The sequence below is a fragment of the Micromonospora sp. BRA006-A genome, assembly GCF_033433935.1.
In the GTDB taxonomy this organism is placed as follows: domain Bacteria; phylum Actinomycetota; class Actinomycetes; order Mycobacteriales; family Micromonosporaceae; genus Micromonospora; species Micromonospora aurantiaca.
The window spans coordinates 6,493,715-6,508,163 of the sequence record NZ_JANCLW010000001.1 but is presented as its reverse complement, the minus strand read 5'-3'; the positions used below and the strand labels follow the sequence as shown (position 1 = coordinate 6,508,163).

Sequence of the window (14,449 nt, the reverse complement as noted above, 5' to 3'; positions counted from 1 at the left end):
TCAGGCGGGCGCGGGCAGCCGGTAGCCGTACCGTGCGACCCGGTCGGCGAGGTCGGCGAGGTCGTCGTCGGCCCCCGGGCCCTGCCGCCAGGCCTGCAGGTAGCGGGTGTTCGTGTCCCGGTCCAGGCCGCCGACGTCGAAGGCGGGTGGAAGGCCGGCGAAGGCCGCGATGCCCCCCAACGTGCGGTCCGGGTCGTCCATCAGGTCCTCGTAGCGGACGGTCAGCATCGCGTCGACGTGGGCGGCGTCGGCCCGGGCCAGCTCGTGGGCGTGCAGCCAGTGTTCGACGAGCTGCCGCACGGTGAGCGCCGGCGTCCACTTCCGGGTGCTCATCGCCACCGCCACCGGATGCCGCATGACCAGCACGAACCGGGAGCCCGGGAAGAGCCGCTGGAAGAACCGGAAGCGCAACAGGTTGGGCGGCGACTTCTCCAGCACCACCGGGCGGCCGGGGTCCAGGTAGCGCCCCCACTGCTCGCGCAGCAGCCGGGCGGTGGCCGGGCCGGCCAGCTCGTGGTGCTCGGTCATGTGCGCTCCGGGCGCGTACGCGAACCGCCCCGGGCCGCCGTGCTGCTCGTCGTAGGGGCAGACGGTCTGCAGGTACTGGCCCTCGTCCATCGGCGCGCCGGTCTGCCGGAACCCGGCCACCGTCGGATTGGTGCCGACCAGCGCGGCCAGCAGGGTGGTGCCGCTGCGGTGCAGGCCGCCCATGATCAGAAAGCGCCGGCGTGTCACACGACCTCCGCGAAGCTGTCGGGGCGAAGGGCCTCACCGACCGCGCGGCCGAGGGTCGCGTACGCGGGGGCCCATGCGACGAAGCTGCCCCGCCGCCGGGTCGGCAGCGGATCGGGATGACTCAGGTAACCGCCACCGGTGGCGGTTACCAGCGCCCGCCCGGCAGCGGTGTCCCAGTCGTAGACGTCCGCGTTGGCCGCCACGTCGGCGCGGCCCGCCGCCACGTACGCCAGCGCCAGCGCGGACGAACCGAGCCGCCGCACGTCCGCGGCGGCGGTGAGCAGGGCGGCCAGCAGGTCGGTCTCGGCGGTGGACGGCGGCCCCCCGGCGTTCGGGATGTCGCACAGCACGAGCGGCGGCGCCGACGACGCGGAGCTACGCGTGGGCAGCGGAGCGCCGTTCAACCACGCTCGGCCGTCCGCCGCGGTGAACAGCTCGTCGCGCAGCGGGTCGTAGACGCAGCCGCCCACCGTACGACCGGCGATCCGCAGGCCGATCGACACGCAGAAGAACGGGATGCCCCGGACGAAGTTGTAGGTGCCGTCGATCGGGTCGACGAGCCACACCGGATCGTCCGCTTCGGTCGGGGTGCCGCCCGGCCGGCCGCCTTCCTCGCCCACCACCGTCGAGCGCGCACCGACGCTACCCAATGCGGCACGGATCAACGCCTCGGCGGCCAGGTCGGTCCCGGTCACGACGTCGTGGGCCGCCTGCTTCCGGGACACCTCCACCGGGTCGCCGAACCGCTGCCGGACCAGTCGGCCGGCGTCCACGGCGGACTGCGCCGCCACGTCGATGAGGTTCTGCACGGTGCTGGTCACGGCGCCACGCTAACCGCGTCCGCCTCGGTGCCGCGCTGCCCGGACGTGTCAGCCGTCCGGGCATGCCCATTCGTCGTGGCCGATGGAGGCTCCCGGGCCCGCCGCCGGATCCCGAGCATGGGCGGAAAGCGGTCCGCGGTCGGCGTGACCGGTGGATCGGCCGCACCCGAGAGGCGGAGCGATGGCAGAGAGTTCAGGCGACGGCCGACGTTTTGGGCGTACGCCCGACCGGCCACGTGGTGCCCGGCACTGGGCCGCTGAGCAGGAGGTGATCGGACCCGGCCTGCAGGCGGTCATGCTCTGGGCGCAGTTGTGCGTCGAGTCCGCCGCCGGCGCGGTCCTGGTCGACGTGGACGGCAACGAGATCATCGACTTCCAGGGGGCCGGCGGGGTCAACTCGATCGGCCACGCCAACCCGCGCCTGATCGCCGCCCTCACCGCCGAGCTGGCCACCGCGCCGGCCGGCGCGTTCGGGTCGGCCGGCCGCCGGGCGATGGCCGAGTCGCTGCGCGGGTTCCTGCCGCCGCCGCTGGACCGGATCCAGCTCTACAGCGGCGGCACCGAGGCGGTGGAAGCGGCACTGCGGCTGGCCAAGTCGGTCACCGGCAAGCACGAGTTCCTGTCGTTCTGGGGCGGCTTCCACGGCAAGACGCTGGGCAGCCTGGCGCTCACCGCGGGGGCGCGGACCGGCCTCGGCCCGCTGCCCTCCGGCTATTTCAGCGCACCGTACGCCAACTGCTACCACTGCCCGCTGAAGATGACGTTCCCGAGCTGCGGCTACGCCTGCGTCGAGACCGTGCGGGACACCATCAAGGAGAACTCCACCGGCTCACTGGCGGCGCTCGTCGTCGAGCCGGTGCAGGGCCGGTCGGGCAACGTGGTGCCGCCACCGGGTTACCTGACCGCGCTGGCCTCGGTCGCCGGCGAGTTCGACGCATTGCTGATCGTCGACGAGATGATGACCGGGTTCGGCCGTACCGGTGAACCGTTCGCCTTCATGCGCGACGAGGTGACGCCGGACATCCTCACCGTCGGCAAGGGGATGGGCGCCGGATACCCCGTCACCGGGGTGATCTCCACAGCGGATCTGATGGCCGCCAGCCCCTTCTCCGACCCGAGCGCGAGCTCGTCCAGCTTCGGCGCGTTCCCGCTGGCCTGCCGGGCGGTCGCCACCACCACCGACGTGCTCGTCGACGAGGATCTGCCCAGCCGTGTGGGCAAGCTTGGCACCGAGATGCTGGCCGCGCTGGAGCCGCTCGTCGACGAGTCCCCGCTCGTCGGCGACGTCCGGGGCGCCGGGTTCGCGATCGGCATCGAGATGGTCGCCGACAAGCGGTCCCGCCGGCCGCTGGACAAGGACACCTTCCGGAAGACGTTCCTGGCGTTGGTCGACGCCGGGGTGCTGGTGATGACCGGGGGCACCACGCTGCGCCTCTACCCACCGCTGAACGTGGACGCGGAGCTGGCCGAGCAGGCCGTCGAGATCATCCGCCGCGTCCTGATCGACGGCGCGGCGCCCCAGCACCTCGAGGAGGTACCGGCATGAGGATCGCCGTCATCGGTTTCGGCACCGCCGGGGAAGGGCGGCTGCACGCCTACCGTGCGGTCACCGCCGGCCGGGTCGTCGCGGTGCTCGACCCGTCGCCGGAGCGGCGGGCCCGGGCCCGGCAGCTCGACCCCGGCGTGGCCACCTACCCCACGCTGGCCGAGCTGCTCGCCGCCCAGCCGGTGGACGCCGTCGACATCTGCACCCCACCGAACCACCACGTCGAGCTGGAACGCGAGGCGCTCGCCGCCGGTCTGCACGTGATCTGCGAGAAGCCGGTCGCGGTACGCACCGACGAGGCACTCGACCTGATCGACCTGGCCCGGGACCGGGGCCTGCTGCTCTACCCCGCCCACAACTACGGCTTCTCGCCGATGATGCGGGTGCTCACCGGCGCGGTCGCCGGCGGACGGCTCGGCGGCCCGTTGCGGGCCCGGTTCCGGATCGCCCGCGACTCGCACGCGCGCGGGGTGCCCGGATGGCAACCGGACTGGCGCCGGGACATCTCGGTGGCCCGGGGCGGGATCATGCTCGACCACGGGACGCACTGCGCGTACATGGCCACCCAGCTCTTCGGCGAGGCGCCCCGGACGGTCTCCTGCGTCGCGCAGTGGGCGGACGGCGACGCCGCCGGCGGGATGGACGTGGCCGCCCGGCTGGACCTGGAGTTCGGCGACGGCGGGACCTGCGAGATCGATCTGAGCTGGGTCAGTGACACCCGGTCGAACCGCTACCTGGTCAGCGGCCCGGACGGTGCCGCCGACGTGCACGACGGGATGGCCGAGGTGCGTACGGCGGACGGGCTGGAACGCACCGACCTGGCCCCGCCGAACCGGGACCAGACCCACCAGGAGTGGTTCCCCGGCATGTTCGCCGACTTCGCCGGCCTGGTCGCCGCGGGCACCGGCTGGGACCGGCCGATGCGGGAGGCCGTCACCACGACGGCGCTGATCGAGGCGGCCTACCGGTCGGCGACCCGCGGTGGGGAGCCGGTCGTGCCGGCCGGTCTGTCGGCCGCGGAAGCGCGGTGACGGCCGGCGAGATCCGGCTCAGCGTGGCGATCATGCACCACCCGCGCCGGCGGGAGCGCATCCCACCGCTGGTGCGCGACTGCGCCCCGCTGACCGCCCGGGTGGTCACCGATCCGGACCCGGACGGGGTGCCCAGCCCGTTGCGTACCGCCAAGGTGGCCTGGCGCGCCGTCGCCGACGGCGCCACCCACCATCTGGTGCTGCAGGACGACATCCGGCTGATCCGGAGCTTCGCCACCCAGGTCCACCGCGCGATCGCGGCCCGCCCGGAACACGGCATCTCGCTCTACTCGCACTGGGACAGCCCGCAGAACTCGTACCTGGTCCGTCGCGCGGTGATCGCCGGCTGGCCGTTCGCGCCGCTGTCGCTGTTCGAGTGGACCCCCACCCAGGGGTTCGTCCTGCCGGTGCGGGTGGCCCGGGAACTGGCCGACTACCTGGCCGGCATCCCGGACGACGTCAAGGACGACGACGAGATGGTGGTGATGTTCTGCCGGGAGGCCGGCATCCCGGTCGTCGGGACCGTGCCGCACCTGGTCGACCACCGGTTCGACCCGACGATCGTCGGGCATCCGGGCCGGTTCCACGCCACCGTCTTCCTGCCGGCGCCGGTCCTGTCGCCGACGTACTGGCAGTTCAGCGCGAGCGCCGAGGAGGCCCTGGCACGGCGGTGCCGCTCCGACGAGAAGCTGCCCTACACCGTGCAGCTGCACCGCAGCCGGTGCCTGTTGCGGCCGCTGCGCCCCGGCACCGGGGAACCCGTCGAGCACGGTTTCGGCTGGTACTGGGCCGATCACTGCGGTCTGGTCGGGCTGACCGTGAACCAGGTGGTGGACGGGTTCGACCGCCTGCTCGGGGTCACCGGCCTGCCCTCGGGCCTGCAGTGGCGACTAGCCCTTGAGGTGTGGGCGGCCGGTTACCTGCTCGGTGCGGACGCGGTGACAGTCCGCCGTGGCGAGGCGGACGGGGTCTGGCCTCCGGCAGCCGTCGGTGCCGGGCTCGCCCAGGCCGCGATGACCAGTTGGATCACCTCCGGCCTGGCCGAGCCGGACGCCGCCGGCCTGACCGTGGAACGACGGGCGGCGCTGGTCGCCATCGGCCTGGCCGGGGTGGCGCAGGGCTGGCTCGGCGGCTGGCAGGAGACGCCGTGACCGCCTGGCATACCTGTTCGGCTACCCCAACCGCCCGCTCGATCGAGCCTTCTGCACATGCCGGATCCGGCGCGACGCTGGGTCCGGCACGTCACCGACCCGCGGGGAGCGCCTGATGCCCGACCACGAAACGTTCGTCGACCTGCTGCAGGAGCGTGCCGCCGTCCACCCGGAGCGACCGGCGCTGATCTTCGACGCGGACCCCGGATCGGGCGACGCCGAGGTGCGCACGGTGTCGTGGGCCGACCTGGCCGCCCGGGCCCGGCAGATCGCCGTGCTGCTCGCCGACACCGTCCGCCCCGGTGACCGGGTGCTCGTGCTGAACGAGCCCGGCACCGCCTTCGCCGAGAACTTCCTCGGCGTCCAGCACGCCGGTGCGATCCCGGTCCCGGCCCCGCTGCCGGACGGATATCGCCGGCAACGGGACCGGCTCGCCGGCATCGCGCACAACGCCCAGGTGGCCGCGGTGGTCACCGACGCCGCGGCTCTCGACGCGGTCCGCGACTGGGCGGCCGAGTGCGGGCTGTCCGACGTACCGTGCCTGGCCTTCGACGACGTCCCCCTGGAACGGGCGACGGCATGGCGGCGGCCGGCCGTCGACGGGTCCACCATCGCCTTCCTGCAGTACACCTCCGGCTCCACCAGCGACCCCAAGGGCGTCGTGGTGGACCACGCGAACCTGCTGCCCAACCTGCGGGCGTTCAACGAGATCCTCGGTGGCGGCGAGGGCGTCCGCGTCGGCGGATGGCTGCCCATGTACCACGACTTCGGCCTGATCGGGCAGTTGCTGGCCCCGCTCTCGCGGGGCGGTTGCAGCGTCGGGATGTCGGCCACGACGTTCCTCAAGCGCCCCGGCACCTGGCTCCGGCTGATCGACCGGCACGACATCGAGATCTCCCCGGCACCGAACTTCGCGTACGACCTGTGCACCCGGCGGATCACCGACGAGCAGATCGCCGGCGTCGACCTGTCCCGCTGGAAGCGCGCGGTGAACGGCTCGGAACCGGTGCAGGCGGCCACCCTGGCCGCGTTCGGCAGCCGATTCGCCGCCGCCGGGCTGCGGCCGGACGCCATGTGCCCCGGGTACGGCCTGGCCGAGATCACGCTCAGCGTCAGCGGCGCCACCATCGGCCGCCCGCCGGTGGTGCTCACCGTCGACGCCGAGGAACTGGAACGGAACATCGTGACACCGGTCGGAGCCGGTCACCCGGAGCCGGTGCGGGAACTGGTCAGCAGCGGCGAGTCCACCCCGGAGTTCGACATCAGGATCGTCGACCCCGCCACCCGGCTGCCGCAACCGCCCGACCGGATCGGCGAGATCTGGCTGCGCGGCACCAGCGTGGCGCGGGGCTACTGGGCCAACCCGGAGGCGACCCGGGAGGTGTTCGGCAACGAGCTGGCCGACGGCGAGGGCGGCTTCCTGCGTACCGGGGACCTGGGCCTGCTGCGCGACGGCCAGCTCTACGTGACCGGCCGGATCAAGGAACTGCTGATCGTCAACGGCCGCAACCTGTACCCGCACGACATCGAGGTGACGGTGCGCGCCGTGGACGAGAGCCTGTCCCGGGGTGTCGGTGCCGCCTTCACCGTCGAGGTGCCGCACGAGGAACTGGTGGTGGTGCAGGAGTGCCGGGCCCGGTCCCTCGACCCGGCGGCCCGCGCCGCCGTGGTCACCGCCGTCCGCCACGTGCTGTCCCGGGAGTTCGGGACCGGCGCGGTCAGCGTGGTGCTGGTCCGCCCCGGCACGGTGCCGCGCACCACCAGCGGCAAGATCCAGCGCGGCCTGGCCCGGATGCTGTTCCTGACCGGTGCCCTCGGCGCCGAGCACGAGGAACTCACCGACGGCGTGCGGGCCGCACGCCGGACCGGCGACCCGGTGCGGGCCTGAGATGGCCGCGCCCACACTGCCCCTGGCCGCTGCCGTGGCCCGGCACCTCGACGAGCGGCTGGGCGATCCGGACGACGCCGACGTCGTCTTCAACCACGCCCGGGTCGCCGCCGCGGACGAGAGCGAGTCGTTCCCGGCGGAGATCTGCGCGCACCTGGACCGGCTCGGCCTGCCGGCGCACTACGTCCCGGCCGCGTACGGCGGTGAACTGCGCGGCTTCGACACCCTGGTCCAGGTTCTGCGGGTGGTCGCGCGCCGGGATCTGACCACGGCCATCGGACACGGCAAGACGTTCCTCGGCGCGGCCTCGGTCTGGGCCCGGTCGCCACGCGACGAGGCGGACCTGGCGCAGGCCCGCGCGCTCGCCGGCACGGTCCTGGCCGGGGTGCCCGTCTGCTGGGCGCTCACCGAACCGGGTCACGGCAGCGACCTGCTCGGCGGCGAGGTCGCGGCGGTCCGGAGCGACGGCGGGTACCGGGTGACCGGAACGAAATGGCTGATCAACAACGCCACCCGGGCGGGTGTGGTGTGCCTGCTGGCGCGGACCGACCCGGACGGCGGGCCACGTGGGTTCACCGTGCTGCTCGCGGACAAGCGGGAGCTTCCCGCGCGCTCGTACCGGTGCCTGCCCGGGGAACCGACCCACGGCATCCGGGGCGCCGACATCAGCGGGATCGCCCTCGACGACGCGTGGGTGCCGGAGACGGCGCTGGTCGGTGCGCGTGGCGCCGGGCTGGAGACGGTGCTGCGCGCCCTGCAACTGACGCGTACCACCTGCGCCGCGCTGTCGCTCGGTGCCGCCGACCACGCGCTGGCGCTGGTCCGGCGATACCTGACCGACCGCCGGCTGTACGGGCGGCGGCTGGCCGACGTGCCGTACCTGCGGCGCGGGGTGGGCCGGCTGCACACCATGCTGTTCCTGGCCGAGGCGGTGACCGCCCTGGTCAGCCGGGCGGCGACGGCGGAGACCGAGGAACTGGGCGTGCTCGCCCCGGTGCTCAAGGCCTTCGTGCCGGCGCTCACCGACGAACTGATCGGTGGGTGCGGTGAGCAGCTCGGCGCCCGTGCGTTCCTGACCGGCATCCCGGACTACGGACGCTTCCAGAAGGTGGAGCGGGACCACCGGATCGTCGGGATCTTCGACGGCAGCACCCCGGTCAACCGCAACGCGCTGATCAACCAGTTCCCGCAACTGGCGCGGGGCTGGCCCGGCGACCCGGTGGACGTGGCCCGGCTGCGGTCGCTGGCCGACCTGCGGGTGCCGGTGCCCGAACTGGACCCGGACCGGATCTCGCTGGCAGCCGGACGCGGGTGCCTGCCGTTGCGCGGGCTGGCCGCGGCGGTACCGGCCGTCCGCGCGGCCGGCGGCCCGGCGGCCCGGGCCGAGGCGCTCCTGGCCGCGACCGAGCTGCTGCACACCGAACTCGCCGGGTACCGCCCACGGCCGCACGACGTGGCACCCGCCGCCTACGACCTGGCCCACCGGTACGAGCTGTGCGTGGCCGGCGCGAGCGCGGTGCACCTGTGGCTGCACAACCACGAGCACGCCGGGGCCGACCCGCTGTGGGCGGACGGGCTGTGGCTCGACGCGGCGCTGACCTGGGTGCTGCACCGCCTCGGCGCCGCGCCGGACCATCCCGAGAGCTACGACCGGGTGTACGCGTCCCTCGCCCCGGACCGTCGCCCCTCGGTGCTCGACCTCGACGGCGCCGGGGAGGCGTGATGACCACGGTGCGGGATCTGGAGAGTCGCTTCGGTGATCCGTGGGATCCGGCGAACCCCCTCGGGAACCGGGCCGTGCTGGCGGCCGACGAGCGGCAGGAGATGTTCGCCGACGGTGAGCTGGCGCTCGACGACTTCGGACTCAACGCCGAGTTCGTACCGGTCGCCCACGGCGGCCGGATGAGCGGCCTGGACCGGCTGATCCGGACGATGCGCTCGGTGTTCCGGCGGGACCCCTGCCTGGGCCTCGGTTACGGCGCCAGCTCGTTCATCGCCTCGGTAAACGTGTGGGCCGGCGGCGACGAGGCCCAGCAGCGACGGCTGGCGGAGCTGCTGCTCTCCGGCCGTCGGGTGGCGTCCGTCTACCACGAGCTGGCACACGGCAACGACTTCGCCCGGGTGGACTTCCGGGCCGACCCGGGGCGGCCTGGCGAACTGCTGCTCACCGGCCGCAAGGAGGTGGTCACCAACGCGCAGCGGTGCAGCGCGATGGTGATCTTCAGTCGTACCTCGGACGCGGCCGGTGGCCGCAGCCACACCCAGTTGTTCGTGGAGAAGGACGTGCTGCCGCCGGGCGCGCTGCGGTATCTGCCACGGTTCCCCAGCAGCGGGATGCGCGGGGTGCAGCTCGGCGGGATCGAGCTGGACCGGTGCCCGGTCGACGCGGGCGTGGCACTCGGGCCGCTCGGCTCGGCCATGGAGGTCGCGCTGCGCTCGTTCCAGCTCACCCGGACCGGGCTGCCGGCGATGACGCTGGGCGTGCTGGACACCGGCCTGCGCGCGGTGCTGCGGTTCGGCGAGGACCGGTGGCTGCGCGGACGGCCGGTGGGCGCCATGCCGGTGGTCCGTACCGCACTGGCCGAGGCGTTCACGGATCTGCTGATCGCCGACTGCCTGTCCACCACAGTCGCCCGCGCCGTGCACCTGCTGCCCGAGGACACCAACGCGTACGCCTCGGCCGTCAAGTACGTCGTGTCCGGCCGGTCCATCCGCGCCATGACCCGGCTCGGTGAGCTGCTCGGCGCGCAGAGCTACCTGCGCACCGGCGAGTACGGCATCTTCCAGAAGTTGCAGCGCGACCTGGCGCCGGCGGGATTCGGGCACGCGGCCCGGGTCGCCTGCCTGGCCACCGTCCTCCCTCAGCTCCCCCGGCTGGCCCGGCGCTCCTGGACGACCGGCCAGGAGCCACCGCCCGCCCTGTACGACCTGGACGCCGATCTCCCGGCCCTGCCGTTCGACCGGCTGCGGATCGCCTCGACGGCCGACCCGCTCACGGCGCAGTTGCTCGCCGCCGCCGAGGCGATGCCGGCCGGCGACGAGCGGCTGCGCGGACTGGTCCGGCGCTTCACCGCCGAGCTGGCCCGGCTGCGTGCGGCGGCGCTCGGCCTCCGCCCGGCGGACCTGGCGATCGGCGGCGACCCGGCGGCCCTCGACCTGACCGCCCGCTACACCACGGTGCTGACCGCCGCCACCTGCCTGAACCTCTGGCTGGCCGAGCAGCGCCACCCGGGGACCTTCCTGGCCGACCCGGCCTGGGTGACGGCGGCCCTGCTGCGGCTGGCCGACGAGCTGGACGGCACGTCCCGGTCGCTGCCGGCCGCGCTGGCCGGCCCGATCCACGCGGAGCTCGCCCGCCGGTACGCCGCCGGCCGGGCCTTCGACCTGTCCGACGGCGTGCTGCCCGACCTTCCAAGGAGCCGGAATTGACCATCTTGCCGAACCACCGGGCCGCCGGACAGCTCCGTCCGTGGCTGCGGGACCGCGTCGCCGACTTCACCAACCGGGATCCGGCCACCATCGACACCGCCACGCCCCTGGCCGACCTGGGCCTCGACTCGGTGTACGCGCTCGCGCTCTGCGGTGAGATCGAGGACCACCTCGGGATGCCCCTGGAACCGACGATCGTGTGGGACCACCCGAGCATCGACGCGCTCACCGAGTACCTGTCCGGCCTGCCGCTGGACGCCGGGACGTGACCGCCCTCGAAGCGGTCTCCGCCTACCTGCCGCCGGAACGGGTGCCGATCGAGTCGCTGGCCGGTGAGCTGGGGCTGACCGACACCCAGGTCCGGATGTTCCGCCGGTACTACGGGCTGGCCGAGGTGCTGCGGGAACCGACCGGCACGATCACCGACCTGATGCTCAACGCCGCGGCGAAACTGTCCGAGCTGCGCGGCCGCGAGTCCCAGGTCCGGTACGTGGTGCAGGCCCGGACCCTGCAGGCGATCGCGCCGTACCCCGAGGATCCGCTGCACGACGTGGTGCGGGCCCTCGGCCTGCGGCACGCGCGGGCCTTCGCGGTCACCCAGCACGCCTGCGCGTCCGGGCTGCTCGCCGTCGAGATGGCCGGCCGGCTGCTCGCCGAGGACGGCGAGCCCGGCGCGCTGGCCCTGGTCTTCGTCGGTGAGAAGGCGTTCACCCCGTCGGCCCGGATGATCCCGGGCACGGCGCTGATGGGGGAGGGCTGCGCCGCCGTCCTGGTCGGCACGGGCCGGCGCGACCGGCTGCTGTCGTACGCCTCGGCCATGCACGGCGAGTTCAACGCCGGGCTGTCCCTGACCGCGGCGATGTCCCTGGAGTTCCAGCAACGCTATCCGGACGCGCTCGCCGAGGTGATCCTCGCGGCGGTGGCGCGCGCCGGGATCACCGTCGCCGACCTGGACGTGGTGTTGCCGCACAACGTGAACCGGGTGTCCTGGGTGCGGGTGGCGCGCAAGGTCGGGATCCCGGTGGAGCGCCTGTTCCTGGACAACATGCCGGTCACCGGCCACTGCTTCTGCGCCGACTCCTTCCTCAACTATGTCGCGGCCCGCGAACTGGGCCGGCTTCGGCCCGGCGACCGCTACCTGATGGCCGCGGTCGGGCTGGGGTCGACCTTCGCCGCCGCGGTCTTCGAGCACTGATAGGACGCTATGACGACGACACGGGAACCCTTCGTCAGACGGCTGCGGACGGCGTTGCTGGGCACCGACGAGACCCCCCTGGTGTTCCTCGGCAACTTCGAGGTCGAGCAGCGGTGGGGCGGTGACGAGCCGGGCCTGCCCCGCATCGCGCTGACCGCGGGTGACGCGATGGTGAACCGGATGGACGAGTTCGCCCTGCTGCTGGCCGGTCCGGACGACTACGTGGTGCTCAAGGACCGGCCGGACCCGGAGCACCTGGCCCATCTGGAGACGCTCGGGGCGGCCCTGCCGCATGTGCTGACCACCGACCGCCAGGATCCGCACCGCACGGTGACCCAGGACGCGCTGGACAGCCCGGCTCTGCTGGCCCGGTTGTCCGCCCTGGCCGGGGCCGCCGCGATCGTCCCGCACGGGGTCTCCGCCGACGAGGAGGCGCTGGCCGCGCTGACCGGTGTCACGCTGGCCGGGTCGCCGGCGGCGGTCTGCAAGGCCGTCAACGGCAAGATCTACAGCCGGCGGATCGCCAGCGAGCTGGGGCTGCGCCAGTCCACGGGCTGGATCTGCGAGACCGTCGAGGAACTGGACGAGGCGGTCGAACACGCCCGCGCTCTGCTCGCTGCGGGGCGGCCGGTGGTGCTCAAGGACTCGTACGGGGTGTCCGGCAAGGGCCTGCTGCTGATCCGGGACGCGGCGCGGCTGGACCAGATCCACCGGACGCTGCGCCGCCGGGCCGACCGTTCCGGCGATCGGCGGCTGGCGCTGCTGGTGGAGGAGTGGGTCGCCAAGACAGTCGATCTCAACTACCAGTTCACCGTGTTCCGCGACGGCGGGGTGCACTTCGACTTCGTCAAGGAGGCGGTCACCGCCAACGGCGTACACAAGGGTCACCGGATGCCGGCCGGGCTGACCGCACGGCAGCTCGAGGTAGTGACGCACAGCGCCGCGGTGCTCGGCGCCCGGCTGGCCCGCGACGGCTACCACGGCGTGGTCGGGGTGGACGCGATGCTCGACCCGGAGGGCGGCGTCTACCCGGTCGTGGAGATCAACGCGCGGCACAACATGTCGACCTACCAGGTCGGTCTCCAGGAACACCTGGTGCCGGCGGGCTGGTACGCGCTGGCCCGGCAGTACCCGCTGCGCCTGGCACGGCCGCTGCGCTTCGGTGAGGTCCGCGACGGGCTCGGCCCGTGGCTGCTGAGCGCCGCCGGTGGGGCCGGGATGGTGGTGCAGAACTTCTCGACGGTGAACGCCCTGGTGCGGGAGGGCGCGGGAGCTGCGGACGGCCGGCTGTACGGCCTGCTGACCGCGCGGACGGCCGACGAGCTGACGGCGATGGACGCCGAGATCGCGGGCCGCCTGGCGGCCGTGGCGGAAGGAACACGACGGTGACCGGAGAAGTGACGATCCAGGGCGTGGCCATGTCCGAACTGGCCGAGCGGTTCGGCACGCCCCTCTACGTGTACGACGGGGACAGCCTGCGCGGGCAGTACCTGGGCCTGCGTGAGCGGCTGCACCCGGCGATGGAGATCTTCTACTCGCTGAAGGCCAACCCGAACGTGGCCGTCTGCGCGCTGCTCGGCGCGCAGGGCGCCCGGGCGGAGGTGTCGTCGATGGTGGAGCTGCGTACCGCACTCGCCGCCGGGGTGGCCCCGGGCGACATCATCTTCCTCGGCCCCGGCAAGAGCCGCGCCGAACTCGAGGCGTGTCTGTCCGAGGGCGTCTTCGCGCTGGTCTGCGAGTCGTTCGGGGAACTGGCGACGATCGACGAGCTGGCCCGGGAGCGGGGCGTCATCGCACCGGTGATGCTTCGGGTCAACCCGAGCTTCGCGGTCAAGGGCTCCGGCCTCACCATGGGCGGCAAACCGCGCCAGTTCGGGATCGACGAGCAGCAGCTCTTCGACGAGGCCGACCTGGTCAAGAACCATCCCGGGGTACGCGTCCTGGGCGTGCACGCCTACCTGGGCACCCGCATCCTCGATCCCGAGGTGGTCGCCGAGAACGCCCGCCGGATCATCGACCTGGCCGAGCGGCTCGCCGAGCGGCTGGACTTCGTGCTGGAGGCCGTCGACGTGGGCGGTGGCCTCGGGGTGGCCTACTTCCCCGGCGAACCGGACCTCGACCCGGCTGCGGTCGCCGGCCTGCTCAACCCGGTGGTCGAGACGTTCCACGCCGCGCACCCCGGGGCCCGGCTGCTGCTGGAACTCGGCCGGTACCTGGCCGCGCCGTGCGGCACCTACGTCACCCGGGTGCGGTACGTGAAGAGTTCGATGGGGGAGCGTTTCGCGGTCACCGACGGCGGCACGAACCACCACATGGCGGCCGTCGGCATCGGCTCCTACGTGAAGCGCAACTTCCCGATGCGGCTGCTCAACCGGGCCGGCACGGACGCCGGCCCCTGGAACGTCACCGGCCCGCTGTGCACGCCGAACGACACCGTCGGCCGCAACGTGGAACTGCCCGAGCTGCGGCCGGGCGACCTGGTCGGCGTGCTGCGCTCCGGCGCGTACGGCCCGAGCGCCTCACCGGTGCTCTTCCTCAGCCACGGCCACCCGGCCGAGGTGCTGGTGGACGGCGGCCGGGCCCGCCTGGTCCGCCGCCGCGACACCGTCGAGGACCTGCTCGGCCCGCAGATCCTCGACTGACAACCCATCCC

General features: G+C 73.4%; 12 protein-coding genes. 10 read left to right on the top strand and 2 right to left on the bottom strand.

Annotation, left to right across the window (positions count from 1 at the left end; all coding sequences use genetic code 11):
- Together NMK34_RS29815 and NMK34_RS29810 are read right to left on the bottom strand one after the other, a co-directional pair.
- Complete coding sequence (locus tag NMK34_RS29815; protein WP_318336097.1) at positions 1-735, bottom strand: sulfotransferase; 735 nt, start codon at positions 733-735, stop codon at positions 1-3.
- Entirely contained in the window at positions 732-1,556 is an 825-nt protein-coding gene (locus NMK34_RS29810; RefSeq protein WP_318336096.1) for an inositol monophosphatase, read from the bottom strand. The genes NMK34_RS29815 and NMK34_RS29810 overlap by 4 nt, the downstream gene beginning before the upstream one ends.
- A 268-nt stretch (positions 1,557-1,824) precedes the next feature.
- Between NMK34_RS29810 and NMK34_RS29805 the strand changes: the two genes are divergently transcribed.
- The 10 genes from NMK34_RS29805 (at position 1,825) to lysA (ending at position 14,438) form a co-directional block, all read left to right on the top strand.
- Positions 1,825-3,102, top strand: coding sequence for an aspartate aminotransferase family protein (locus NMK34_RS29805; protein WP_318336095.1), 1,278 nt, complete (start codon positions 1,825-1,827; stop codon positions 3,100-3,102).
- The gene (locus tag NMK34_RS29800; protein WP_318336094.1) at positions 3,099-4,133 is read left to right on the top strand and encodes a Gfo/Idh/MocA family oxidoreductase; all 1,035 of its coding nucleotides are present in this window, start codon (positions 3,099-3,101) and stop codon (positions 4,131-4,133) included. The genes NMK34_RS29805 and NMK34_RS29800 overlap by 4 nt, the downstream gene beginning before the upstream one ends.
- Positions 4,130-5,284: a hypothetical protein gene (locus NMK34_RS29795; RefSeq protein WP_318336093.1), complete on the top strand. Its 1,155-nt coding sequence runs from the start codon at positions 4,130-4,132 to the stop codon at positions 5,282-5,284. The genes NMK34_RS29800 and NMK34_RS29795 overlap by 4 nt, the downstream gene beginning before the upstream one ends.
- Before the next feature lie 115 nt (positions 5,285-5,399).
- Positions 5,400-7,172: a fatty acyl-AMP ligase gene (locus NMK34_RS29790; RefSeq protein ID WP_318336092.1), complete on the top strand. Its 1,773-nt coding sequence runs from the start codon at positions 5,400-5,402 to the stop codon at positions 7,170-7,172.
- A 1-nt stretch (position 7,173) separates the two neighbouring features.
- A complete protein-coding gene (locus tag NMK34_RS29785) occupies positions 7,174-8,895 on the top strand; it encodes an acyl-CoA dehydrogenase family protein (protein WP_318336091.1) in 1,722 nt (573 codons plus the stop codon).
- Positions 8,895-10,601 carry an acyl-CoA dehydrogenase family protein gene (locus NMK34_RS29780; RefSeq protein ID WP_318336090.1) on the top strand — a complete coding sequence of 569 codons (1,707 nt, stop codon included), beginning with the start codon at positions 8,895-8,897 and terminating at the stop codon, positions 10,599-10,601. Before NMK34_RS29785 ends, NMK34_RS29780 begins: the two co-directional genes overlap by 1 nt.
- Positions 10,598-10,870 carry an acyl carrier protein gene (locus NMK34_RS29775; protein ID WP_228533073.1) on the top strand — a complete coding sequence of 91 codons (273 nt, stop codon included), beginning with the start codon at positions 10,598-10,600 and terminating at the stop codon, positions 10,868-10,870. The genes NMK34_RS29780 and NMK34_RS29775 overlap by 4 nt, the downstream gene beginning before the upstream one ends.
- The gene (locus NMK34_RS29770) at positions 10,867-11,796 is read left to right on the top strand and encodes a ketoacyl-ACP synthase III family protein (RefSeq protein ID WP_318336089.1); all 930 of its coding nucleotides are present in this window, start codon (positions 10,867-10,869) and stop codon (positions 11,794-11,796) included. Before NMK34_RS29775 ends, NMK34_RS29770 begins: the two co-directional genes overlap by 4 nt.
- A 9-nt stretch (positions 11,797-11,805) precedes the next feature.
- Positions 11,806-13,185: an ATP-grasp domain-containing protein gene (locus NMK34_RS29765; RefSeq protein WP_318336088.1), complete on the top strand. Its 1,380-nt coding sequence runs from the start codon at positions 11,806-11,808 to the stop codon at positions 13,183-13,185.
- Entirely contained in the window at positions 13,182-14,438 is a 1,257-nt protein-coding gene (gene lysA, locus NMK34_RS29760) for a diaminopimelate decarboxylase (RefSeq protein WP_318336087.1), read from the top strand. The genes NMK34_RS29765 and lysA overlap by 4 nt, the downstream gene beginning before the upstream one ends.
- The last annotated feature ends 11 nt before the right edge of the window (positions 14,439-14,449 follow it).

Excerpts from the sequence above, each read along its gene's own strand:
- NMK34_RS29800 (WP_318336094.1), top strand. The coding sequence starts at position 3,099 with ATGAGGATCGCCGTCATCGGTTTCGGCACCGCCGGGGAAGGGCGGCTG.
- NMK34_RS29790 (WP_318336092.1), top strand. The coding sequence starts at position 5,400 with ATGCCCGACCACGAAACGTTCGTCGACCTGCTGCAGGAGCGTGCCGCC.
- NMK34_RS29785 (WP_318336091.1), top strand. The coding sequence starts at position 7,174 with ATGGCCGCGCCCACACTGCCCCTGGCCGCTGCCGTGGCCCGGCACCTC.
- NMK34_RS29780 (WP_318336090.1), top strand. The coding sequence starts at position 8,895 with ATGACCACGGTGCGGGATCTGGAGAGTCGCTTCGGTGATCCGTGGGAT.
- NMK34_RS29765 (WP_318336088.1), top strand. The coding sequence starts at position 11,806 with ATGACGACGACACGGGAACCCTTCGTCAGACGGCTGCGGACGGCGTTG.